The organism is Actinacidiphila acididurans (assembly GCF_016918855.1).
Taxonomy (GTDB): Bacteria; Actinomycetota; Actinomycetes; order Streptomycetales; family Streptomycetaceae; genus Actinacidiphila; species Actinacidiphila acididurans.
Genome location: NZ_JADKYB010000013.1, coordinates 132,823 through 155,049, shown reverse-complemented (window position 1 = coordinate 155,049; position 22,227 = coordinate 132,823). Strand labels below are relative to the sequence as shown.

The following is a 22,227-nucleotide window of genomic DNA, read 5'->3' as shown; positions in this document are numbered from 1 at the left end:
TATCTTCGTGACTGTCAGTGAACGACAGTGACGGGGAGTGGAGAGCAATGCCGAAGACGAAGGACAACCGGCGGCAGCGGACGACGACAGCCGGCGCCGCCCGGCAGGCGCGGGCGGCCGCGAGCGGGACGCGTACGAAGAGTGGGGCCGGCGCCGGGAGTACGGCCAGCAGCGCGGGTACGGGACGATCGGCGGGCAAGAAGCGGGCGGCGGGTGCGCGGCGCGTGGCGACTGCCGAGCGGGTGGACGGCGAGCTGCTGACGCTGAGCCGGGCGCGCGACGAACTGGGTCTGGACTACGACGAGTTCGACGTGGCCGTGCAGCTCGGCGAAGTGCCGACGGTGGTGTGCGGGCCGGGGCTGTGGAAGGTGGCGGCCGCCGACGTGGCCAGGCTGCGGGACGCCGAGGGGCCGCCCAAGGATCTGCTCGACCGGATCCACTTGGTCAGCGGCGGCGAGGCGGCCCGGATGATCGGCATCGGGCGGGAGCGGTTCGTCAAGCTGGCGAGGACCGGTCATGTCCGCCCCGTGCGCTGGTACGTCAACCGGTACCGGGCGCTGGTGTGGATGTATCCGGCCCGCGAAGTGGTGGAGTTCGCCGAGGGCCATCGCACGCTGCTGGCCGGAAGACTGCCGCAGGCGCTGCGCGACGCCGTGGAGGCGGGGGAGGACCAGCGGCCGCGCGGCTGGCGGGAACGCCGGGTCGGCCAACTCGTGCGCGACGCCTGGGACGCCTGGGACGAGGCCGCGGTGTGGGCCGCGCTCCTGCACCCCGAACTGGTGAACGAGGCCGTGCCCGACGCCGGCGAACGGGCCCACCTGCGCCGCCTGCGCGGCGCGCTCCCGCCCGGCCGCACCGGGCCGGCCGAGCCCGAACTCGTCCGACGGCTCACCACCGCCGACCATCCCGACGAGATCGCCACCGCCCTGCGCGCCCTGACCGAGTCCCTGACCCGGGCCCGCGCCCTGCCTCCCGACTCCGACCAGGCGGCGGTCCCGCCGGACCGTGCGGCGGAGCCCGCGGCGACGGATGGGGTCACCCCTCACCCCGCCCCTCGTCCTTCGCCGGCGGCCTTCCCGGCACTCGGCGTCCCACCGGCGCCCGGTGCGCTTTCGTTGCCGCCCGTGCGGTCCGTGCCGCCTGTGCCGCCCGTGCCGCCGCCTCCGGGGCGTCCGTCCGGTGAGGCAGGACCGGCCGCCACCGGGCCCCAGGGGCCTGGACCGGGCCGGTCGGGAACGGTCGGTTCTGGGCCGGGCAGGCCGGAAACGGGGCGGCGGCGGGGGCTGCGCCAGCTGCTGCGGGGGCGGCGGTCAGCCGCCGATCTTGCGGAAGAGCCCCTCCTGCATCACGGACACCAGAAGCCGCCCCTGACGGTCGAAGATCTGGCCGCGGGCCAGCCCGCGGGCGCCGGTCGCGATGGGTGACTCCTGCTGGTAGAGGAACCACTCGTCGGTACGGAAGGGCCGATGGAACCACATCGCGTGGTCGAGGGAGGCCATGTCGAAGCCGCGTGGCCCCCACAGGGGTTCGATGGGCACCCGAACCGCGTCGAGCAGCATCATGTCGCTCGCGTACGTCAGGGCGCAGGTGTGCACCAGCGGGTCGTCGCCGAGCGGGCCGACCGCGCGCATCCACACCGCGCTGCGCGGCTCCGCGCTCTCGACCTCCTGGGGCGTCCAGCGCAGCCGCTCCACGTACCTGATGTCGAACGGCTGGCGGCGGGCCATGCGTTCGAGCGCCTCGGGCAGCTCGCCCAAGTGCGCGCGGATCTCGTCGGCCAGCGGCGGCAGGTTCTCCGGATCCGGCACCTCGGGCATCGGCAACTGGTGCTCGAAGCCCGGCTCGGACTGATGGAAGGAGGCAGTCAAATTGAAGATCGTCCGACCCTGCTGGATGGCCACCACCCGGCGGGTGGTGAAGGAGCGCCCGTCGCGGACCCGTTCGACCTGGTACACGATCGGCACCCCGGGCCGGCCCGGGCGCAGGAAGTACGCGTGCAGCGAGTGCACCGGGCGCGAGCCGTCCGTGGTGCGCCCGGCGGCGACCAGCGCCTGCCCCGCCACCTGTCCGCCGAAGACCCGTTGCAGGCGTTCCTGGGGGCTGCGCCCGCGGAAGATGTTCTCCTCGATCCGTTCCAGGTCGAGCAGGTCCACCAGCCGTTCGGCCGGGCTCGTCATCGCCGGACTCCCGCCGTCCTCGGGCGCGTCGCGCCGCTCACAGTTCCCCCACGTCAGTCAGCCGGATCACCGCACGGCCCTCCTCGTCGGAGGCTGCGAGGTCGACCTCGGCCGAAATGCCCCAGCCATGGTCCCCGTTGGGGTCGGCGAAGATCTGCCGGACCCGCCACAGGCCGTGCTCCGGCTGCTCCTCGATGATCAGCAGCTTCGGGCCGCGGGCGTCGGGGCCGGTGCCCAGGTCGTCGTACTCGTCCCAGTAGGCGTCCATGGCGTCGGCCCAGGCGTCGGCGTCCCAGCCGGCCTCGCCGTCGAGTTCGCCGAGCTGGTCGTATTTCTCCAGCGCGGCCAGTTCCACCCGGCGGAAGAGGGCGTTGCGCACCAGCACCCGGAAGGCCCGGGCGTTGGCGGTGACCGGCTTGACCTGGTCGGCACGCTCGGCGGCTTCCTCGGCGCTCTCCTCCTCGGGGTTGGCCAGCTGCTCCCACTCGTCGAGCAGGCTGGAGTCCACCTGCCGGACGAGCTCCCCGAGCCAGGCGATCAGGTCCTGGAGGTCCTCGGACTTCAGGTCGTCCGGCACCGTGTGCTCCAGCGCCTTGAAGGCGCCGGCCAGGTAGCGCAGCACGATCCCCTCGGTGCGGGCCAGTTCGTAGAAGGACACGAACTCCGAGAAGGTCATGGCCCGCTCGTACATGTCGCGGACCACGGCCTTGGCCGACAGCGGGTGGTCGCCGACCCAGGGGTGGCTCTTGCGGTAGACGCCGTAGGCGTGCACCAGCAGTTCCTCCAGCGGCTTGGGGTAGCTCACGTCCTGGAGGCGTTCCATGCGCTCCTCGTACTCCACCCCGTCGGCCTTCATCGCCGCGACCGCCTCGCCGCGCGCCTTGTTCTCCTGGGCGGCCAGGATCTGGCGCGGGTCGTCGAGGGTGGACTCCACCACGGAGACCATGTCGAGCGCGTAGGAGGGGGAGTCGGGGTCCAGCAGTTCGAAGGAGGCCAGCGCGAAGGTGGACAGCGGCTGGGTGAGCGCGAAGTCCTGCTGGAGGTCCACGGTGAGCCGGACGATCCTGCCCTCGGCGTCCGGCTCGTCCAGCCGTTCCACCACGCCGCCGGCCAGCAGCGAGCGGTAGATGGCGATCGCCCGGCGGATGTGCCGCAACTGGGATCTGCGGTCCTCGTGATTGTCCTCCAGCAGCCGGCGCATGGCCTCGAAGGCGTTGCCCGGGCGGGCGATCACCGACAGCAGCATCGCGTGCGTCACCCGGAAACGGGAGGTCAGCGGCTCCGGCTCGGAGGCGATCAGCTTCTCGAAGGTGTTCTGGGACCAGTTGATGAACCCCTCGGGCGCCTTCTTGCGCACCACCTTGCGCCGCTTCTTCGGGTCGTCGCCCGCCTTGGCCAGCGCCTTCTCGTTCTCGATCACGTGCTCGGGCGCCTGTGCCACCACCAGGCCGGCGGTGTCGAACCCGGCCCGTCCCGCGCGGCCGGCGATCTGGTGGAACTCGCGGGCCCGCAGCACCCGCACCCGCTGCCCGTCGTACTTGGTGAGCGCGGTGAACAGCACGGTGCGGATGGGCACGTTGACGCCGACACCCAGGGTGTCCGTCCCGCAGATCACCTTCAGCAGGCCGGCCTGGGCCAGCTTCTCCACCAGCCGCCGGTACTTGGGCAGCATGCCGGCGTGGTGCACGCCGATGCCGTGCCGCACGTAACGGGACAGGTTGCGGCCGAAGGCGGTGGTGAAGCGGAAGTTGCCGATCATGTCGGCGATCGCGTCCTTCTCCTCCCGCGTGCACATGTTGATGCTCATCAGCGCCTGGGCCCGCTCCACGGCCGCGGCCTGGGTGAAGTGCACGATGTAGACGGGGGACTGGCGGCTTTCCAGCAGATCGGTGAGCGTCTCGGTGAGCGTGGTGATGCGGTATTCGTAGCTCAGCGGCACCGGGCGGGTCGCCGACCGCACGACAGTGGTGGGGCGGCCGGTGCGCCGGGTCAGGTCCGCCTCGAAGCGGGAGACGTCGCCCAGCGTCGCCGACATGAGCAGGAACTGCGCCTGCGGGAGTTCCAGCAGCGGGATCTGCCAGGCCCAGCCGCGGTCCGGCTCGGCGTAGAAGTGGAACTCGTCCATCACGACCTGGCCGACGTCGGCGTCCTTGCCGTCACGCAGGGCGATGGAAGCCAGCACCTCGGCGGTGCAGCAGATGACCGGGGCGTCCGGGTTGACCGAGGCGTCGCCGGTGAGCATGCCGACGTTCTCGGTGCCGAACAGTTTGCACAGGTCGAAGAACTTCTCCGAGACCAGCGCCTTGATCGGCGCGGTGTAGAAGGTGACCTCGTCCCTTGCCAGCGCGGCGAAATGCGCACCGGCCGCGACCAGGCTCTTTCCGGAGCCGGTGGGCGTGGACAGGATCACGTTCGCCCCGGAGACCACCTCGATCAGCGCCTCCTCCTGGGCCGGGTACAGGGTGATCCCCTGCCCCTGGGCCCACGTCGAGAACGCGTCGAAGAGGGCATCGGGATCGGGCTCGGACGGAAGCTGATCGATAAGGGTCACCCCTCCATCTTGCCGTCCCGCCCCACGGGCGCGGAACCGGACCGACGCTCCGTGATCATCAACGGTAGGGTGTGCGCTCGACCACGGGTTACATGCGCCTTCGGGCGGCATCACAGGGGGGCTGAGCAACACCATGATGGGACCTGCGCACTCACTGTCCGGAGCGGCGGCCTGGCTGGTCGCCGGCGCGGTCGCGGCCGCCGCCGGCCACCCGATGCCGTGGCCGACCCTGGTGGTGGGAGCGCTGATCTGCGCGGGGGCGGCCCTGGCGCCGGACCTGGACCACAAGGCGGCCACCATCTCGCGGGCCTTCGGGCCTTTCTCACGCGCCTTGTGCGGCATCATCGACGGCATCGCGCACGCCGCCTACAAGGCGACCCGCAAGAAGGGCGACCCGCGGCGGTCCGGCGGCCACCGCACCCTGACCCACACCTGGCTGTGGGCCGCCTTCCTCGGCTGCGGCTGTTCCGCCGCCGCGGTCTTCGGCGGGTGCTGGGCGGTGCTGGGAATCCTGTTCGTGCACATGGTGCTCGCCGTCGAGGGGCTGCTGTGGCGGCAGGCCCGGGTCTCCAGCGACGTCCTGGTCTGGCTGCTCGGTGCCTCCAGCGCCTGGGTGCTGGCCGACGCGCTGGACGACCCGGGCAACGGCAAGGACTGGCTGTTCACCCAGCCGGGTCAGCACTACATGTGGATCGGCATGCCGATCGTGCTGGGCGCGCTGGTGCACTGCCTGGGCGACGCCCTGACGGTCTCCGGCTGCCCGATCCTGTGGCCGATCCCGGTCGGCCGCAAGCGGTGGTACCCGGTGGGCCCGCCGAAGTTCATGCGGTTCCGGGCCGGGAGCTGGGTGGAGGTCAAGGTGCTCACCCCGGTGTTCTTCGTGCTCGGCGGCGCGAGCGCCCTGGGCGCCCTGGGCGTCATCGGCTGACCCGTGGCACGGCGGCCCGGCACCCGATCCGGGCCGCCGCCGTACCTGACCCGCCGGCCGGGGCTCCGGGGCCCGGGTCAGCCGTGCCAGGACCGCCACAGCGCCGCGTACGCCCCGTCGGCGGCCACGAGTTGGTGGTGGCTGCCCAGCTCGCTGATCCGGCCGTCCTCGACCACCGCGATCACGTCGGCGTCGTGCGCGGTGTGCAGCCGGTGGGCGATGGCGACGACAGTGCGGCCGTCCAGCACCCGGGACAGCGAGCGCTCCAGGTGCCGGGCGGCGCGCGGGTCGAGCAGCGAGGTCGCCTCGTCCAGCACCAGGGTGTGCGGATCGGCCAGCACCAGCCGGGCCAGCGCGAGCTGCTGCGCCTGCGCCGGCGTGAGCGCCGAGCCGCCCGAGCCGACCTCGGTGTCGAGGCTGTCGTCCAGCGCCCGCGCCCACTGCTCGGCGTCCACCGCCCGCAGCGCCTCCCACAGCTCGTCGTCCTGGGCGTCGGCCCTGGCCAGCCGCAGGTTGTCGCGCAGCGAGCCGACGAAGACGTGGTGCTCCTGGTTGACCAGCGCGACATGCGCGCGGACCCGTTCGGCCGGCATTCGGGCGAGCTGGGCACCGCCGAGGGTGACCTCGCCGGTCCGGGGCGCGTAGATCCCGGCCAGCAGCCGGCCCAGCGTGGACTTGCCCGCGCCGGACGGCCCGACCAGGGCCAGCCTGGTGCCCGGCGGCACGTTCAGGGACACGCCGTGCAGCACGTCGCTGCCCGCCCGGTAGCCGAACCGGACCTCGTCGGCGGCCACCTCCCGTCCGTCCGGGGTGATCGTCTCGTCCCCCTCGTCCCCGGCCACCTCGCGCACCCCGACCAGCCGGGCCAGCGAGACCTGGGCCACCTGGAGCTCGTCGTACCAGCGCAGCATCAGATTGACCGGGTCGACCAGCATCTGGGCGTAGAGCGCCCCGGTGGTCAGCTCGCCGGGCGACACCCAGCCGTGCAGCGCGAAGACGCCGCCGACCATGAGCACCGAGGTCAGGATCAGCGCGTGGGTGAGGTTGACCACCGGGAACAGGATGGTGCGCAGCCACAGCGTGTACCGCTCCCAGGCCACCCACTGGCCGATCCGCCGCCGGGACAGGTCCTCGCGGCGGCCCCCGAGGCCGTGGGCCTCGATGGTGCGCCCGGCGTCCACGGACTCGGCGAGGACCGCGGCGACCGCGGCGTATCCGGCGGCCTCGGAGCGGTAGGCCCGCGGGGCGCGCTTGAAGTACCAGCGGCAGCCCGCGACCAGCACCGGCAGCGCGATCAGCACCGACAGCGCCAGCGGCGGCGAGGTCACCGCGAGCGCCCCGAGCAGCAGCCCGGCCCACACCACGGCGATGGCCAGTTGCGGCACCGCCTCCCGCATGGCGTTGGACAGCCGGTCGATGTCGGTGGTGATCCGCGACAGCAGGTCACCGGTCCCGGCCCGCTCCAGCACGCCCGGCGGCAGTGCCACGGCCCGCACCAGGAAGTCCTCGCGCAGGTCGGCCAGCATCCGCTCGCCCAGGACCGCGCCGCGCAGCCGGACCAGCCGGACGAAGAACGCCTGCACGGCCAGCGCCACCAGGAACAGCGTGACCGTCCGCCCGAGGTGGATATCCCGCCGCCCGGACGACAGGTCCTGCACCAGGCCGCCGAGCAGGTAGGGGCCCACCATCGAGGCGAGCACCGCGACGGTGTTGACGGCCATCAGCACCGCGAAGGCGCGCCGGTGGCGGCGGGCCAGCTCGCGGATGTAGGTGCGTACGGTGGCCGGCGAGCCGACCGGCAGCGTGGTGGTCTGCCTTGGCGCGGCCGGGTCGTATTGCGGCGGGCGCACGCCGATCATGCGGACTCCTCCATCGACAGGCCGCCGCGGACGGCGGGAGCGGGTGTGGGGGCGGGCGGGGGAGCGGAAGCCGCCTCCGCCGCGGCGGACGGTCCGCTGCCGGCCTCGCCCTCGCGGGTCACCACCGCGCGGTACTCCGGGTTGCCCCGCAGCAGGTCGTGGTGGTCGCCGACGGCCACCGCCGTGCCGTCGGCGACGAAGACCACCTGGTCGGCACGGTCCAGGACCAGCGGGCTGGAGGTGAAGACGACGGTGGTGCGGTGGGCGCGGATCTCCTTCAGGCCGCGGGCGATCCTGGCCTCGGTGTGGGCGTCCACGGCCGAGGTCGGCTCGTCCAGCACCAGCACCTGCGGGTCGGCCACCAGGGACCGGGCCAGGGCCAGCCGCTGGCGCTGGCCGCCGGACAGGGAACGGCCGCGTTCGGTGATCGTCGCCTGCATGGGATCGGGCGCGCCGTCCGCGCTCGAGGCGGCCATGGACTGCACCAGGGATTCCAGCACGTCGCCGCACTGGGCGGCGGTGAGCGCGGCCTCGGGCGGGACGGCCCCGGAGCGCGGCACGTCCAGCAGTTCGGCGAGCGTGCCGGACAGCAGCACCGGATCCTTGTCCTGGACCAGGACGGCCGCCCGGGCCGCCGGCAGCGCGAGCGCGTCGAGCGCCTGCCCGCCGAGTGTCACCGAGGGCGCGTCGCCGGTCGCGTCCGTCGCGTGCCCGCCGAGCCGGTCGGCCAGCCGCCCGGCCGCGTCGGGGTCGCCGCACACCACGGCGGTCAGCAGTCCGGCGGGGGCGCGCAGCCCGGTCTCCGGGTCGAACAGGTCACCCGTGGGGGTGGCCGGGTCAGGGGCCGCCGGGTGCTGGCCGGCCGCCCGGGCCGAGTGTGCCGTCACGTCCGCCGTCACGTCTGTCGTCACTTTGCCCGGCACAGCGGCAGGCAGCGGGCCCGGCACCGAGGCCGCGACGTCCGGCGCCAGGACTTTCGAGTCGGGGAGCGCCGAGTCGGGGAGTGCCGAGCGTGGGAGCCTTGAGCCCGGGCCCGATGACACGGCCATCGTGTCCGTACGAGCGTCCGTCCCGGCCTCCGACCCCGCCGTCACCACGTCCCCGGACCCCACCGGCGCCGGTCGCGCCTGGGACCGGCTCAGCCCCAGCACGCGGGCCGCGCGTTTGGCCGAGGGGCGGGAGAAGGACCAGGCCATGGCGATCTCGGCGAAATTCTGCAGCGGCAGCATGAGGAAGACCACCGAGCCGTACACCGTGACCAGTTCACCAACGGAGATGCGGCCGTCGAGGGCGAGCCGGGCGCCGCGCCAGGCGACGCCGACCAGCAGCAGGCCGGGCAGGATTACCTGGACCGCGCTGATCAGCGCCCACATCCGGGCACTGTGGACGGCCGCGGTGCGCACCTGCTGGGAGGCGCGGCGGTACCGGTCGAGGAACAACTCCTCGCCGCCGATGCCGCGCAGCACCCGCAGGCCCGCCACGGTGTCGGAGGCCAGTTCGGTGGCCCGGCCCGCCTTCTCCCGCTGGAGGTCGGCGCGCCGGGTGGCCGCCGGGAGCAGCGGCAGGACGGCGAGGGCCAGCACCGGCACCGCGGCGGCGACCAGGACGCCGAGCTCGGGCTGGTACACCAGCATCGCGATCGCGACGCCCACCGTGGCCAGCAGGGCGGAGGTGAAGCGGGCCAGGGCCTCCACGAACCAGCCGATCTTCTCCACGTCGCCGGTGCTCACCGCCACCACCTCACCGGCCGCGACGCGCCGGGTGAGCACCGAGCCCAGCTCGACGGTCTTGCGGGCCAGGAGCTGCTGGACGCGGGCCGCGGCGAAGATCCAGTTGGTGACGGCGGTGCGGTGCAGCATGGTGTCGCCGACCGCGGTGAGCGCGCCGAGCAGCAGCATCAGGCCGCCGGCGAGCGCCAGCCGGGTGCCGGAGCGGTCCACCACCGCCTGGACGGCGATGCCGACGCCGGCCGGGAAGGACGCGACGGCGGCCATGTGGAGCAGGCCCCACATGGCCGCCGTCAACTGGCCGCGCCACTGGCTGAGTTCCAGCCACAACAGGAAGCGGAAGCCCGACCGGACGTCAGGAACGCCCGGATCGGGGAGAGGGAGGCTGCGTAGCGACGGCATGATGTCCTGGGGTCGGGTGGGGAGTTCCCACCGGTCCCGCGGCACACGTGATCCACGGCGAACGTGGACGAGTGGGGCGGGAGCGGAGAAAACGTCCCCGGAGCGGTCAGGAGCCGCACAAGACTGGCGTCGCCGCGCGCCGCCGGTCAACAGGTTTTTCCCGGCCGACGGGAACGGGCCGCGCCCCGCCGCCCGTCCGCCGCCGTTCGCGGTGCCCGCGGGAATCGGGTGCCCCACGGGACCACAGTGACGTTGAGCACAGTGGTGCCCGCCAAGTCGGGGGCTGCCGCCGTACGTTCGCCGCGACGGTGAACTCGCCCGCATTGGCTCCCGAGCGGCGGGAAACGGCAGACTGTGGACTTCGCAACCGTGTCGAGCTCCTGAGCACAGAGGGGACCCTCACCCATGAAGGGCTTTCGCGCATTCCTGCTGCGCGGCAACGTCGTCGATCTCGCCGTCGGCATCGTCGTGGGCGCGGCCTTCACCACCCTGGTGAACGGCTTCGTCAAGGCGTTCCTGACCCCGATTGTCGGCCTGGTGTCCGGCGCCACCGGCGACTACAGCGCCAAGACGTTCCGCGTGTCGGGCGTGAAGTTCCCCTACGGCGTGTTCATCGACGCCGTGATCAGCTTCGTGATCGTCGCTGCGGTGATCTACTTCCTGGTCGTGCTGCCGATGAACCGCCTGCAGGAGCGGTTCTTCCCCAAGGCCACCTCTGCTCCGATGCGGGAGTGCCCGGAGTGCCTGACCCCGATACCGGCCGCCGCCAGGCGCTGCAGCGCCTGCACCGCCCCGATCGCCCCCCAGGAGCCCGTGGCCGACCTCTCGAAGTGACGCAACGCGTGACGCGCCTCGTCGGGGCCGTGGACCGCTCGGTCCCGGCCCGGGGGCGCCGGGGGCACTGCCCCGAAGCCCGAGTGATCTGAGGGCCCGGAACCGGCCCTCACTCGTCCAGTACGTCCAGCAGCGCCGTCAGCGCCGCCCGCTGGCTCTCGTCCAGCGGCGCCAGCAGTTCCGCGGCCGCGGCCCGGCGGGCCCGCCGCAGGTCGAGCAACGCCTGGCCGCCCGCCTCCCGCAGTTCGATCCGGGTCACCCGGCGGTTGTGCGGATCGGCCACCCGCCGTACGAGTTCCCTCGCCTCCAGGGCGTCCACCAGCGTGGTCACCGCCCGGGGCACCACGTCGAGCCGCTGCGCGAGATCGGCCATGCGCGGCGGCTCGTCGCATTGCCCGAGCGTGCGCAGCAGCCGGGACTGCGCCGGGGTGATGCCCAGCGGCTCCATGAGCTGGCGCTGGGCGCGGTGCAGCCGCCGGCTCAGCCGGATGAGCTGATCGGCGAGACGCCCGGTGACCTCGTCCGCTCCCGGGGCGTCGCCTTCCGGCTCCGACGGGCTCAGGGCGACGGTCGTGCGGCTTTCCATGGTCTCGAGCCTACCAGGATCCTAGCTCATTGTGAATATAGGTAACAATGAACTACACTCCCTGTGTCGGTCCGCGGTCCCGTCCCGTACGTCTCGCACGTCCGGCACGTCCAGCACGTCCGCACGACCCGCGCCCGACGCCCCCCTACGGTCCGCGGCCGTACGGGCACCCGCCGTCCCGAACCGCAAGGAGTCCTTTGCACCCCGAACACGATCCTGCCGCCCGGTGGTCGGGCGCCCCGAAGAACACCGCCCCCACCGATGTCCGCCGCATCGTCCGCCTCTTCCGCCCCTACCGCGGCCGGCTCGCCGTCGTCGGCGTGCTGGTCGGCCTGTCCTCGCTGGTCTCGGTCGCCTCGCCGTTCCTGCTGCGAGCGATCCTCGACACCGCGATCCCGGAGCGCCGCACCGGGCTGCTGGCCCTGCTCGCCCTCGGCATGATCGCCACCGCCGTCGCCAACGGCGTCTTCGGCGTCCTGCAGACGCTGATCTCCACCACCGTCGGGCAGCGCGTCATGCACGACCTGCGCACCGCCGTCTACGAGCGGCTCCAGCGCATGTCGCTCGCCTTCTTCACCCGGACCCGCACCGGCGAGGTGCAGTCCCGTATCGCCAACGACATCGGCGGCATGCAGGCCACGGTCACCTCCACCGCCACCTCGCTGGTCTCCAACGCCACCGCCGTCATCGCCTCGGTCGTCGCCATGGTCGCCCTCGACTGGCGGCTGACGGTGGTCTCCCTGGTCCTGCTGCCGGTGTTCGTCTGGGTGGCCCGCAAGGTCGGCCGCGAACGCAAGAAGATCGCCACCGAGCGGCAGAAGCAGATGGCGGCCATGTCCGCCATCGTCACCGAGTCCCTGTCGGTCAGCGGCATCCTGCTCGGCCGCACCATGGGCCGCGGCGAGTCCCTGTCCCGCGACTTCCGCACCGAGTCCGAGCAGCTGGTGGACCTGGAGGTGCGGTCCAACATGCAGGGCCGCTGGCGGATGGCCGTCATCGGCATCGTGATGTCCGCGATGCCCGCCCTGCTCTACTGGGCGGCCGGCCTCACCACCGGCAACGGCGGCCCGGCCGTCTCCATCGGCACCCTGGTCGCCTTCGTCTCCCTCCAGCAGGGCATGTTCCGGCCGACCGTCTCCCTGCTGGCCACCGGCGTGCAGGTGCAGACCTCCCTGGCACTCTTCCAGCGCATCTTCGAATACCTCGACCTGCCGATCGACATCACCGAGAAGCCCGACGCCGTCCACCTCGACCCGGTCCGCGGCGACGTCCGGTTCGAGAACGTCGACTTCGCCTACGACCCCGAGTCCGGCGCTCCGACCCTGCGCGGCATCGACCTGGCCGTGCCGGCCGGCGGCAGCCTCGCCGTGGTCGGCGCCACCGGCTCCGGCAAGAGCACCCTGAGCTACCTGGTGCCGCGGCTGTACGACGTCACCGGCGGCCGGGTCACCCTCGACGGCACCGACGTGCGCGACCTGAGCTTCGACACCCTGGCCACGGCAGTCGGCGTGGTCTCCCAGGAGACCTACCTCTTCCACGCCTCGGTCGCCGAGAACCTGCGCTTCGCCAAGCCCGACGCCACCGACGAGGAGATCCGGGCCGCGGCGCGCGCCGCCCAGATCCACGACCACATCGCGGGGCTGCCCGACGGCTACGACACCCTGGTCGGCGAGCGCGGCTACCGCTTCTCCGGCGGCGAGAAGCAGCGGCTGGCCATCGCCCGCACCATCCTGCGCGACCCGCCGGTCCTGATCCTCGACGAGGCCACCAGCGCGCTCGACACCCGGACCGAGGCCGCCGTCCAGGACGCCATCGACTCCCTGTCCGCCGGCCGCACCACCATCACCATCGCGCACCGGCTGTCCACCATCCGCGACGCCGACCAGATCGTGGTCCTGGACGACGGCCGCATCGTCGAACGCGGCTCCCACGACGAACTCCTCGCCCTGGGCGGCCGCTACGCAGCCCTGGTCCGCCGCGACACGCAACTGGCCACGACCGTGCCCTCGTGACGCCCGCCCCCCGCGGGCGGGCGTCACCCCTGCGCGAACGGCGTCACCCGGGGAAATCCGTCACCTGGGCGTCGCTCGCGACCATGACGACTTCCAGGGTGCGCGGCCCGTGCACCCCTTCCACCCGGTCGAGTTCGATGTCGCTGGTGGCCGACGGCCCGCTGATCCAGGTCTGCGGGCGGGTCGGGGTGAGCCGGGGCAGCGCCTGGGGGAGCGACTCGACGATCTGCTCGGGCCGGATGACGCAGATGTGGTGGTCGGGCACCAGGGTGAGGGCGCGGCGCCCCTGGTCCGGCGAGGCGTCCAGCACAATGGTGCCGGTTTCCGCGATGGCCAGCGCGCAGCCGGTGACGACGCTGTCCACGGCGTCCAGTTCGACCGGCGTCAGCCCGGGGTGATCCGTGACCACGTCGACGTCCAGGGCGCGCGCATCGGTGAGCCAGTCCCCGGGCAGCCCGGCGGGCACCACCGCCGTACGCGAGCCGCGCTCGGTCAGCAGCCGCGCGATGGTCGCCGCCAGGCCCGCCGCATCCGTGCGGTGGACGTGGGCCCGGTAGTCGGCCAGGTGCTCGGCGAGCAGGTCGGCGGTCTGCAGCGGTGTACGGGTGGCGTGCGTGGTCGCGTAGTCGCGCGGCACGTCCCGGGCGATGTCCTCGGGCGTGGGGGCGGCGGTGGCGGTCGTGGTCCCCAGCGCCTGGCGGACGCGGCGCAGAATCTCCGCGCGGCTGCTGCTGCCGGTCGTGTTCGTCATCGCGCACCGCCAGGGGTCGTGCTGCCGGGGTCGGGGTTCGTGTTCTTGGTGTGCTGCTTCCACCACTGCCGAAACGTCTGATCGGGCACCTGGGGGAGCGTACGGGTGTCGGTCCAGGCCTTCGCGGTCCGGATGGGCAGGCTGCGCGGGTGCAGCTTGCGGGTGCCGGTGGCCAGGCGCTGGGCGGCGGCCCAGGCAGCCGGGCGGCCCATGGCGTAGCGGCTCGCCCTGATCGCGGCGTGTTCGGTGGTGTGTCCGCGCGCGGGTTTGATGGTGACGCGCTGTCCTGCCTGGGTGACGGGGCCGCCTTGGACGACGCGTTGGCGGAGGTGGACGAGGATGTCGGGGATGTCGATGGCGACGGGGCAGACGTCGTAGCAGGCTCCGCACAGGCTGGAGGCGTAGGGGAGGGAGGCGTCCAGTTCGGTTGCGGTGCCGCGCAGTTGTGGGGTGAGGATGGCGCCGATGGGGCCGGGGTAGGCGGAGCCGTAGGCGTGGCCGCCGGCGCGTTCGTAGACGGGGCAGACGTTCAGGCAGGCCGAGCAGCGGATGCAGCGCAGGGCCTGGCGGCCTACGGTGTCGGCGAGGGTGTCGGTGCGGCCGTTGTCCAGCAGTACGAGGTGGAAGGTTTTGGGGCCGTCGCCGTCGGTGGTGCCGGTCCACATGGTGGTGTAGGGGTTCATGCGTTCGGCGGTGGAGGAGCGGGGCAGGGTCTGGAGGAAGACTTCCAGGTCGCGGAAGGTCGGCACGATCTTCTCGATGCCGACCACCGAGATCAGGGTTTCGGGCAGGGTCAGGCACATGCGTCCGTTGCCCTCGGATTCCAGGACGACCAGGGTGCCGGTGTCGGCGACCATGAAGTTGGCTCCGGAGATGCCGACCTTGGTGTGCAGGAATTTCTGCCGCAGGTGCAGCCGTGCCGCCTCCGCCAAGGCCGCCGGCTCATCGCTCAGGCCCTGCGGTGCGGGTCGTCCCCAGGCGGCCATCTGGGTGCGGAAGATGTCGCGGATCTCGGCGCGGTTCTTGTGGATCGCGGGGACCAGGATGTGCGAGGGCCGGTCGTCGCCCAACTGGACGATGAGTTCGGCCAGGTCGGTCTCGTAGGCGCGGATGCCCTGAGCGGCCAGGGCTTCGTTGAGGCCGATTTCCTGGGTGGCCATGGATTTGACCTTGACGACCTCGGTTTCGCCGGTGGCGTGGACGAGGTCGGTGACGATGCGGTTGGCCTCGTCGGCGTCGGCGGCCCAGTGGACGTGGCCGCCGGCGGCGGTGACGGCCTGTTCCAGTTGCTGGAGGTAGTGGTCGAGGTGGGCCAGGGTGTGGTCCTTGATCGCGGCTCCCGCGGCCCGCAACTCCCCCCAGTCGGAGAGTTCGCCGATCGCGACGGCGCGTTTGGCGCGGATGGTGTGGGTGGCGTGCCGCAGGTTCGCCCGCAACTGCCCGTCCCGCGTCGACTCCCGCGCCGCCACCGGAAACGACGGCAGACCGACGAAGACACCGGTGCCGTGCCCGGTCTGGGACTCCTGGCTGGTGGACGGAGGGTTCATCGGATCTTTGCCTCCGATACGGGGGGTCGGTACGGCTGCTCGCGGGTGGACGCCAGGATTTCGGCCAAGTGGAGGGTGTGCAGCGGGGCGTGCTCGTGGCGGACGATGCCCTCGATGTGCATCAGGCAGGAGTTGTCCGCCCCGCACAGCACCCCGGCCCCGGTGTCCAGGGCGTTGCGGACCTTGTCCTGGCCCATGGCGGCGGACACGTCCGAGTTCTTCACCGCGAAGGTGCCGCCGAAGCCGCAGCACTCCTCCGCCCCCGGCAGCTCGCGCAGTTCGATGCCCTCCACCGCCGACAGCAACTTCAGCGGCCGGTCCTTCAGCCCCAGCATCCGCAGCCCGTGGCAGGAGGGGTGGTACGTGACGGCGTACGGGAAGTACGCGCCCACGTCCGTCACGCCGAGCACGTCCACCAGGAACTCGGTGAGTTCGTACGTGCGCGGCACCAGCGTCTCGGCCGCGCGGTCCAGCCGCCCGTCGGGGCGGCCCTCGGCGCGGGCCCGGGCGGCGACGCGCGGGTAGTTGTCGCGGACCATCGCCACGCACGAACCCGAGGGCGTGACCACGTAGTCGTAGCCGGCGAAAGCGGCGGCCATGCCGCGGACCAGCGGCTCGGTCTCGTGCCGGTAGCCGGTGTTGTAGTGCGGCTGGCCGCAGCAGGACTGGGCCATGGGGAAGTCGACCTCCACGCCCAGGCGCTCCAGCAGCCGTACCACCGCCCGACCCGTGTCCGGGAACAGCAGATCGTTCACACACGTCAGGAAGAGGGCTACGCGCATGGCCGCCTCGCGCTGTCCGTGCGCCGGGTACGGGGGAGCCGCCGCGCAGGACGCGAGTCGGCCGGATGTTGATCACGCATACGCTCATACTGCCGTAAACGCGCGCGTCAGGGAAGCAGACATCCGATGTTTCTTGTGGTAAGGGCTACTGCTGGTGCCCTTCCGGCTCGGTCCGCCCGTCCGTGACCAGCGCGAGCACCGCGCTCACCACCGCGGCCGCGGCCACCGCGATGACGGCCGACCAGCCCACCCCGCCCAGCATCGCCGCCGCGACCAATACCACAGCGGTGAGCGCGGCTACTGCCGACACGCCGGCCAGCACGGAATTCCAACTTGATGTCCCCATTCCCCCAACCTAGATGCCGGGCACGCCGCGCGTGGCGCCGTTGCGTACTCCTGCCGCAGCGGGCGGCCGGGCGGCGTCCGGGATCAGGCGGTGGGATCAGGCGGCCGGTACGGGCTCCGGCAGATCCGCCGCAAGGTGTCGCGCGTCGGCCGCGCCCTCCGTGCCGGGCAGGGCCTGTGCCGCCGGGCCGCCGAGCAGCGCGCGGATCTCCCGGACCGCGGTGCGCCCGGCGCGATTGGCGCCGATCGTGCTGGCCGACGGGCCGTAACCGATCAGGTGGATCCGCGGGTCCTTCGCCACGCGCGTGCCGTCCATCCGTATCCCGCCGCCGGGCTCGCGCAGCCGCAGCGGGGCCAGGTGGTCCAGGGCGGCCCGGAAACCGGTGGCCCACAGGATCGTGTCGGCCTCCAGGGTGCGGCCGTCGTCCCAGGCCACGCCGTGCGGGGTGATGCGGTCGAAGACGGGCAGCCGGTCGAGGACGCCCCGGCGCTGCGCGTCCAGGATCGCGTCGGTGGCGGCCAGGCCGGTCACGCCGACCACGCTCTGCGGGGGCAAGCCCTTGCGGACCCGCTCGTCCACCAGCGCCACCGCGTTCCGGCCCCAGTCCTCGGAGAAGGGACCGGTCCGGAAGACCGGCGGCCTGCGCGTCACCCAGGTGGTCCGGGCCACCTCCGCGAGTTCCATCAGCAACTGCACCGCCGAGGTGCCGCCGCCGACCACGATCACGTGCTGCCCGGCGAACTCCCGCGCGCCCCGGTAGCCCGCGGTGTGCAACTGCCGTCCGAGGAAGGTCTCCTGGCCGGGGTAGTACGGCACGAAGGGCCGGTCCCAGGTGCCGGTCGCGTTCAGCAGCGCCCGCGCCGACCACACGCCGGCGTCGGTCTCCACCCGCAGCCGCCCGCCGGCGTCCTCGCGTACCGCGCGCACGTCCACCGGTCGGCGCACCCGAAGGTCGAACTCGCGCTCGTAGCGGGCGAAGTACTCGCTCACCACCTCGGCGGACGGCCGGCCCGGGTCCGCGTCGCGCAGCGGCAGCCCCGGCAGGTCGTGCACCCGGTGCGCCTTGCCGTACGTCAGCGAGGGCCAGCGGTACTGCCAGGCGCCACCGGGCGCGGGGGAGTGGTCCAGCACCACGAAGTCCCGCTCCGGGCGGAAGCCGGCCCTGTGCAGGAAGTACCCCGCCGACAGTCCGGCCTGACCGGCGCCCACCACCGCGACTTCGACGTCCCGCACGGCTGCTTCGTTCATGTTTCTACCAACCGCGGGCCCGGGGCAAAGCTTCCCGCGCCCCCGCAGCCCCGCGCTCCCGCAGCCCCGCCGTGCCCCCACGACCGCGACGCCGGACCGCGCTCATCCGCTTCCGCCCGCCAGAGCCGCGCTCACCGCTCCCGCGCGGCTGTCGCCCGCTCCGGCGCGGGCGAAGCGGCCTGGCCGGGGACCGGCGGCACCGGCATCGGCGGCTGGGCGGCCCAGCGGCGCAGCCGCGCCACCCGTTCGGCGGCCTCCTCCAGCCTGTGCAGGGGCAGATCGCCGTCGGCCACCGCGCGCGCCGCCGCCGTGTGGATCGCCTCGTGCACGCCCGCGCCGCTCGCCGGGCCGAGCCGGATCAGGTCCACGCCGGCGATCCAGGCCAGCACTGCCGCGCCCGGCACGCCCCAGCCGTTGACGATCACCGGCGCGTCCAGGGTGTCGCTGATCACCACCCCGCGGTAGCCGAGTTCGCCGCGCAGGATCCCGGTGACGGCGGTGGCGCTCAGGACGGCGGGCACCCCGTCCCCGCCGGGCGCCGGGGAGCGGGCCGCGGTGATCGCGCGCACCCCGGCCGCCGCGCCCTCGGCGAACGGGCGCAGGCTGCCCGCGCCCGTGAACGGGCCGAGGGCCGCGGCCACGCCGTGCCCCTGCAGGTCGGTGACGAACGCCCGGGTCTCGCCCGCGCGCGGGCCCGGCCGTACCCCCAGGTGCAGGTTGGCGCCCCCGGCCACGAGTTCGGCCGCCGCCGCGCTGCCGCCGTCGGCCGGGCGGTGAGCCCCCGGATGCCCGGTGAGCGCGTCCGGCAGCGCCGCCCGGAGGGCGTCCGAGGCGGCTCTGGCGGCCGGCCCGTAAGCGTGTACGGCGGCCCCGGGCGTGCCTCTCTCCAGGCCGCGCAGGATCCAGTCGGGCAGGCCGTCCCGGCCGTCCACGGCGGGCAGCACGCACGAGTCGACCAGGACGGTGAGCCGGTGCAACGGGGTCACGTCGTTGTCCCCCTTCGGGGCGCGGCGGCGGAGGGCGGTCGCCCAGGCGTCTTCCAGGCGCTGAATGGTACAGACCAATTCAGGGGTGCGGCAATCCGGCCTCCGCCACCTCGTACGACGTGCCGCGAGGTCGTCCGGCAAACACCCCGGCCGTACCGTCGTGGCGGGCCCGCGGCGTCCGGCGCTCCCCAGGGCTTCACCCGGGAAGTGCCCTTACGCGATGCCGTAAGGGAGCGCACGCAATGCCTCGCGCGCCGGGGGGACCCCCAGCGCCGGCAGCGGAATGGACACCGCTCAGCGCCCGCCCGAGATCAGCAGCGGAGCGCCTCCGGGGGCGGAGGCCGGGCGGCCGTTGGCGGCCGGGACCCCGTCCAGCGGGGAGGCCGGCGGATGCTCCAGCAGGCCCCGGTCGGCGAGTACGGGCATCACGCCCTCGCCGAACCAGTACGCCTCCTCCAGATGCGGGTAGCCGGAGAAGACGAAGTGTTCGATGCCCAGGGCGTGGTACTCCTCGATCCGGTCGGCGACGTCTGCGTGGCTGCCGACCAACGCCGTGCCCGCGCCGCCGCGCACCAGGCCCACCCCGGCCCACAGGTTGGGCGCGATCTCCAGGCCGTCGCGCCGCCCGCCGTGCAGCGCCAGCATCCGCCGCTGGCCCACCGATTCACTGCGCCCCAGCGCCTCCTGGGCCGCGGCCACCGTGTCCGCGTCGAGGTCGCCGAGCAGTCGGTCGGCCGTCGCCCACGCCTCGGCCGCCGAGTCACGGGTGATCACGTGCAGCCGGATGCCGAACCGGACCGTGCGCCCCTCCGCCTCGGCCAGCGAACGGATCCACGCGATCTTCTCCGCCACCTGGGCGGGCGGTTCGCCCCAGGTCAGGTAGACGTCGCTGTGCCGTGCGGCCACCGGACCCGCGGCCGGTGAGGAGCCGCCGAAGAAGATCTGCGGCATCGGGTCCGGCGGCAGCGCGGTCAGCCCGCCCTCCACCTGGTAGTGCTCGCCGTGGAAGTCGAACGGTTCGCCGCGCCACACCCCGCGTACCACCGACAGGAACTCCGCGGTGCGCGCGTACCGGCTGTCGTGGTCCAGATGGTCGCCGAACCGCCGCTGCTCGGTGGAGTCGCCGCCGGTCACCACGTTGAGCAGCAGCCGGCCGCGGGTGACCCGCTGGTACGTGGCCGCCATCTGCGCCGCCAGCACCGGCGAGACCACCCCGGGCCGGAAGGCGACCAGGAACTTCAGCCGCCGGGTGTGCTGGGAGAGCACCGCCGTGGTCAGCCATGCGTCCTCGCACCACGTACCGGTCGGGGTCAGCACCGCCTCGAAGCCCAACTGGTCGGCGGCGCGCGCGATCTGCGCCAGGTAGTCGATGTCGGGTGCGCGGATTCCGGAGACCGGGGTGATCCGGGAGCGCTTGATGCCGCCGTCGGTATAGGCGTGACGGTCCACCAGGGTGCGGCCGTCGCCGCCGGTGGGCAGGAACCAGTGCAGGTGTACGGACATTGGGCGGAGGCCTTTCGTCGGGTGGGGAGCGCGCCCGCCCGGCGCGCGTCGGCGCCGGGCGGTGCGGGTGGAGAGTCAGAGGAAGCCGGGGAGCCCGGGGCTTCGGGAGCTTTGGGGGCCGGGGCCGACGCCCGCTGCGAAGGGGCCGCGAACGGGCGCGGGCCGGACGGAGGAAGAAGCGTCAGCGGCCGGCGGGACACGCCGCCGATGCCACCCGCAGCAGGTCGATGTGACCGCGCGTGGTGAGCAGGCAAGGACGCGACATGCCGCGACGGTAACCACTGCCCGGGCAGCCGGTCAACGGCCCCGGGTTGCGCGGGTGGTGGCCGAGCATCGTCCGGAGCATCCGGTGCCGCCGCCGGTGGCCGATCAACGGCCCGTCGTCCTGCGGGCGTGGCCGGCCCGGCCCGACGCGCCCGACGACGCCGGCTGTACGCGCCGCCGATTCGCCGTCCGCGGCTCCCGCAGTCCGTCTCCGACGAACCCGGAGCCCGATGCCGCCGCCATGTCGCACAGCATCCGTACGGTCCCGCGTCCGCCGTACGGCTCACCCGTCCGGCCCCGGTGTCGCGCGGTGCGGCGCCTCGGCGACCATGGACACATGGCCGACACCTTCACCACTCGCGTCGTCGACGTCACCACCGGCTCCCGGGAGACGGTCCACGACCTGACCGCCGCCTGTGCGTCCTTCCTGCGCGAGGCGGCCGCCGGCCGCGACGGACTGCTCAATGTCTTCGTGCCGCACGCCACCGCGGGCGTGGCCGTCATCGAGACCGGTGCGGGCAGCGACGAGGACCTGCTCGCCGCCATGAAGGACCTGCTGCCGGCCGACGACCGCTGGCGGCACTGGCACGGCAGCCCGGGCCACGGCCGGGACCATGTGCTGCCCGCCCTGGTGCCGCCGCACGCCACCCTCCCGGTGGTCGGCGGCCGGCTGGAACTGGGCACCTGGCAGTCGGTCGTGCTGGTGGACACCAATGTCGACAATCCCCGCCGCCAGGTGCGGCTGAGCTTCCTGGGTTGAGCTTCCTGGGCTGAGCAGGATTCATCCCGGGTCCGACCGCCGAATCCCCGTCGGGTCCGAACCCTTGCGCTGTCGGAGTGGTCTTCCGCGTTCCGCCGCGCCCCCGCTGATCCAGCGGGCCGCTCGTCCCGCACGATGATCGAAGGCCGCTGCCGCGCCGCTCGATGTGCCTGGATCCCGGGAGCCTCATTGACCACCGCATCCGCCGGCTCCGACGCCCCACCCGCCCGTTACGACGACCTGCGGGCCCTCTACATCAACTGCACCCTCAAGAGGTCCCCCGAGCGCAGCCACACCCAGGGGCTGGTCGAGCGCAGCGTCCGCATCATGGAGGAGCAGGGCGTGGACGTGGGCGTCGTACGGGCTGTCGACCTCGACATCGCCACCGGCGTATGGCCGGACATGACCGAGCACGGCTGGGAAACCGACGCCTGGCCCGGGCTGTACCAACAGGTCATGGCGGCCGACATCCTTGTGGTGGCCGGCCCGATCTGGCTCGGCGACAACGCGTCGGTGACCAAGCGCGTGATCGAACGGCTCTACGCCTGCTCCAGCCTCCTCAACGACGCGGGCCAGTACGCCTACTACGGACGTGTCGGCGGCTGCCTGATCACCGGCAACGAGGACGGGGTCAAGCACTGCGCCATGAACGTCCTCTACAGCCTCCAGCACCTCGGCTACACCATCCCGCCGCAGGCCGATGCCGGATGGATCGGCGCGGCCGGCCCCGGTCCGTCCTACCTCGATCCGGGCTCAGGGGGCCCGGACAACGAGTTCACCAACCGCAACACCACCTTCATGACGTGGAACCTCCTCCACCTCGCCCGCATCGTCAAGGACGCCGGCGGCCTCCCCGCCTACGGCAACCAGCGCGCGGCCTGGGACGCCGGGTGCCACCGCGACGCGGACAACCCCGAACACCGGTGACCCGACGCCGGGGCCGGGCAACCGCTTCCGCGCCGAC

The 22,227-nt window shown here is 73.1% G+C and carries 18 protein-coding genes; 6 read left to right on the top strand and 12 right to left on the bottom strand.

What is annotated here, in order from left to right:
- The first annotated feature begins 47 nt into the window (after positions 1–47).
- Positions 48–1,424, top strand: coding sequence for a DUF6397 family protein (locus ITX44_RS23910; protein ID WP_205359394.1), 1,377 nt, complete (start codon positions 48–50; stop codon positions 1,422–1,424).
- Here ITX44_RS23910 and tesB read toward each other — a convergent pair.
- Together tesB and ITX44_RS23900 are read right to left on the bottom strand one after the other, a co-directional pair.
- Positions 1,311–2,177: an acyl-CoA thioesterase II gene (gene tesB, locus ITX44_RS23905; protein WP_205359393.1), complete on the bottom strand. Its 867-nt coding sequence runs from the start codon at positions 2,175–2,177 to the stop codon at positions 1,311–1,313. The genes ITX44_RS23910 and tesB overlap by 114 nt on opposite strands.
- 37 nt (positions 2,178–2,214) lie before the next feature.
- A complete protein-coding gene (locus ITX44_RS23900; protein WP_205359392.1) occupies positions 2,215–4,728 on the bottom strand; it encodes a DEAD/DEAH box helicase in 2,514 nt (837 codons plus the stop codon).
- 133 nt (positions 4,729–4,861) lie between these two features.
- On the opposite strand from ITX44_RS23900, the gene ITX44_RS23895 reads away from it, so the two are divergent.
- Positions 4,862–5,656, top strand: a complete 795-nt coding sequence (locus ITX44_RS23895) for a metal-dependent hydrolase (RefSeq protein WP_205359391.1) — start codon at positions 4,862–4,864, stop codon at positions 5,654–5,656.
- A 77-nt stretch (positions 5,657–5,733) separates the two neighbouring features.
- Here the strand turns inward: ITX44_RS23895 and ITX44_RS23890 are convergent, their stop codons facing one another.
- On the bottom strand, positions 5,734–7,515 hold the full coding sequence (locus ITX44_RS23890; RefSeq protein WP_205359390.1) for an ABC transporter ATP-binding protein: 1,782 nt from the start codon (positions 7,513–7,515) through the stop codon (positions 5,734–5,736).
- Positions 7,512–9,644: an ABC transporter transmembrane domain-containing protein gene (locus ITX44_RS23885; protein ID WP_205359389.1), complete on the bottom strand. Its 2,133-nt coding sequence runs from the start codon at positions 9,642–9,644 to the stop codon at positions 7,512–7,514. The genes ITX44_RS23890 and ITX44_RS23885 overlap by 4 nt, the downstream gene beginning before the upstream one ends.
- Before the next feature lie 405 nt (positions 9,645–10,049).
- Here ITX44_RS23885 and mscL point away from each other — a divergent pair, with 405 nt between their 5' ends.
- On the top strand, positions 10,050–10,478 hold the full coding sequence (gene mscL, locus ITX44_RS23880) for a large conductance mechanosensitive channel protein MscL (RefSeq protein WP_205359388.1): 429 nt from the start codon (positions 10,050–10,052) through the stop codon (positions 10,476–10,478).
- Positions 10,479–10,587: 109 nt separating this feature from the next.
- Here the strand turns inward: mscL and ITX44_RS23875 are convergent, their stop codons facing one another.
- Complete coding sequence (locus tag ITX44_RS23875) at positions 10,588–11,064, bottom strand: MarR family winged helix-turn-helix transcriptional regulator (RefSeq protein ID WP_205359387.1); 477 nt, start codon at positions 11,062–11,064, stop codon at positions 10,588–10,590.
- A gap of 197 nt (positions 11,065–11,261) precedes the next feature.
- On the opposite strand from ITX44_RS23875, the gene ITX44_RS23870 reads away from it, so the two are divergent.
- Positions 11,262–13,076 carry an ABC transporter ATP-binding protein gene (locus ITX44_RS23870; RefSeq protein WP_205359386.1) on the top strand — a complete coding sequence of 605 codons (1,815 nt, stop codon included), beginning with the start codon at positions 11,262–11,264 and terminating at the stop codon, positions 13,074–13,076.
- Between the two features lie 43 nt (positions 13,077–13,119).
- Here ITX44_RS23870 and ITX44_RS23865 read toward each other — a convergent pair whose 3' ends face one another.
- The 7 genes from ITX44_RS23865 to ITX44_RS23835 all read right to left on the bottom strand — a co-directional run bounded on the left by ITX44_RS23865 (position 13,120) and on the right by ITX44_RS23835 (position 20,239).
- A complete protein-coding gene (locus ITX44_RS23865) occupies positions 13,120–13,827 on the bottom strand; it encodes a LutC/YkgG family protein (RefSeq protein WP_205359385.1) in 708 nt (235 codons plus the stop codon).
- On the bottom strand, positions 13,824–15,374 hold the full coding sequence (locus tag ITX44_RS23860; RefSeq protein ID WP_205359384.1) for a LutB/LldF family L-lactate oxidation iron-sulfur protein: 1,551 nt from the start codon (positions 15,372–15,374) through the stop codon (positions 13,824–13,826). Before ITX44_RS23860 ends, ITX44_RS23865 begins: the two co-directional genes overlap by 4 nt.
- Entirely contained in the window at positions 15,371–16,156 is a 786-nt protein-coding gene (locus ITX44_RS23855) for a (Fe-S)-binding protein (RefSeq protein ID WP_205359383.1), read from the bottom strand. Before ITX44_RS23855 ends, ITX44_RS23860 begins: the two co-directional genes overlap by 4 nt.
- 145 nt (positions 16,157–16,301) lie before the next feature.
- A complete protein-coding gene (locus ITX44_RS23850) occupies positions 16,302–16,502 on the bottom strand; it encodes a hypothetical protein (protein WP_205359382.1) in 201 nt (66 codons plus the stop codon).
- A 96-nt stretch (positions 16,503–16,598) separates the two neighbouring features.
- On the bottom strand, positions 16,599–17,750 hold the full coding sequence (locus ITX44_RS23845; protein ID WP_205359381.1) for an NAD(P)-binding domain-containing protein: 1,152 nt from the start codon (positions 17,748–17,750) through the stop codon (positions 16,599–16,601).
- A 131-nt stretch (positions 17,751–17,881) separates the two neighbouring features.
- Complete coding sequence (locus ITX44_RS23840) at positions 17,882–18,736, bottom strand: glycoside hydrolase family 3 N-terminal domain-containing protein (protein WP_205359380.1); 855 nt, start codon at positions 18,734–18,736, stop codon at positions 17,882–17,884.
- Between the two features lie 294 nt (positions 18,737–19,030).
- Positions 19,031–20,239 (bottom strand): LLM class flavin-dependent oxidoreductase, encoded by a 1,209-nt coding sequence (locus ITX44_RS23835; protein WP_205359379.1) that lies wholly within the window; start codon positions 20,237–20,239, stop codon positions 19,031–19,033.
- Between the two features lie 601 nt (positions 20,240–20,840).
- Here ITX44_RS23835 and ITX44_RS23830 point away from each other — a divergent pair.
- The gene (locus ITX44_RS23830; RefSeq protein ID WP_205359378.1) at positions 20,841–21,263 is read left to right on the top strand and encodes a secondary thiamine-phosphate synthase enzyme YjbQ; all 423 of its coding nucleotides are present in this window, start codon (positions 20,841–20,843) and stop codon (positions 21,261–21,263) included.
- 189 nt (positions 21,264–21,452) lie between these two features.
- The gene (locus ITX44_RS23825) at positions 21,453–22,190 is read left to right on the top strand and encodes a flavodoxin family protein (protein WP_236061417.1); all 738 of its coding nucleotides are present in this window, start codon (positions 21,453–21,455) and stop codon (positions 22,188–22,190) included.
- Positions 22,191–22,227 lie beyond the last annotated feature (37 nt).

What these genes read in the sequence shown, in the direction of transcription:
- ITX44_RS23865 (WP_205359385.1), bottom strand. Translation starts at nt 13,827, where the DNA reads ATGACGAACACGACCGGCAGCAGCAGCCGCGCGGAGATTCTGCGCCGC.
- ITX44_RS23890 (WP_205359390.1), bottom strand. Translation starts at nt 7,515, where the DNA reads ATGATCGGCGTGCGCCCGCCGCAATACGACCCGGCCGCGCCAAGGCAG.
- mscL (WP_205359388.1), top strand. Translation starts at nt 10,050, where the DNA reads ATGAAGGGCTTTCGCGCATTCCTGCTGCGCGGCAACGTCGTCGATCTC.
- ITX44_RS23875 (WP_205359387.1), bottom strand. Translation starts at nt 11,064, where the DNA reads ATGGAAAGCCGCACGACCGTCGCCCTGAGCCCGTCGGAGCCGGAAGGC.
- ITX44_RS23885 (WP_205359389.1), bottom strand. Translation starts at nt 9,644, where the DNA reads ATGCCGTCGCTACGCAGCCTCCCTCTCCCCGATCCGGGCGTTCCTGAC.
- ITX44_RS23845 (WP_205359381.1), bottom strand. Translation starts at nt 17,750, where the DNA reads ATGAACGAAGCAGCCGTGCGGGACGTCGAAGTCGCGGTGGTGGGCGCC.
- ITX44_RS23835 (WP_205359379.1), bottom strand. Translation starts at nt 20,239, where the DNA reads ATGTCCGTACACCTGCACTGGTTCCTGCCCACCGGCGGCGACGGCCGC.
- ITX44_RS23895 (WP_205359391.1), top strand. Translation starts at nt 4,862, where the DNA reads ATGATGGGACCTGCGCACTCACTGTCCGGAGCGGCGGCCTGGCTGGTC.
- tesB (WP_205359393.1), bottom strand. Translation starts at nt 2,177, where the DNA reads ATGACGAGCCCGGCCGAACGGCTGGTGGACCTGCTCGACCTGGAACGG.
- ITX44_RS23860 (WP_205359384.1), bottom strand. Translation starts at nt 15,374, where the DNA reads ATGAACCCTCCGTCCACCAGCCAGGAGTCCCAGACCGGGCACGGCACC.
- ITX44_RS23830 (WP_205359378.1), top strand. Translation starts at nt 20,841, where the DNA reads ATGGCCGACACCTTCACCACTCGCGTCGTCGACGTCACCACCGGCTCC.
- ITX44_RS23855 (WP_205359383.1), bottom strand. Translation starts at nt 16,156, where the DNA reads ATGCGCGTAGCCCTCTTCCTGACGTGTGTGAACGATCTGCTGTTCCCG.
- ITX44_RS23850 (WP_205359382.1), bottom strand. Translation starts at nt 16,502, where the DNA reads ATGGGGACATCAAGTTGGAATTCCGTGCTGGCCGGCGTGTCGGCAGTA.
- ITX44_RS23910 (WP_205359394.1), top strand. Translation starts at nt 48, where the DNA reads ATGCCGAAGACGAAGGACAACCGGCGGCAGCGGACGACGACAGCCGGC.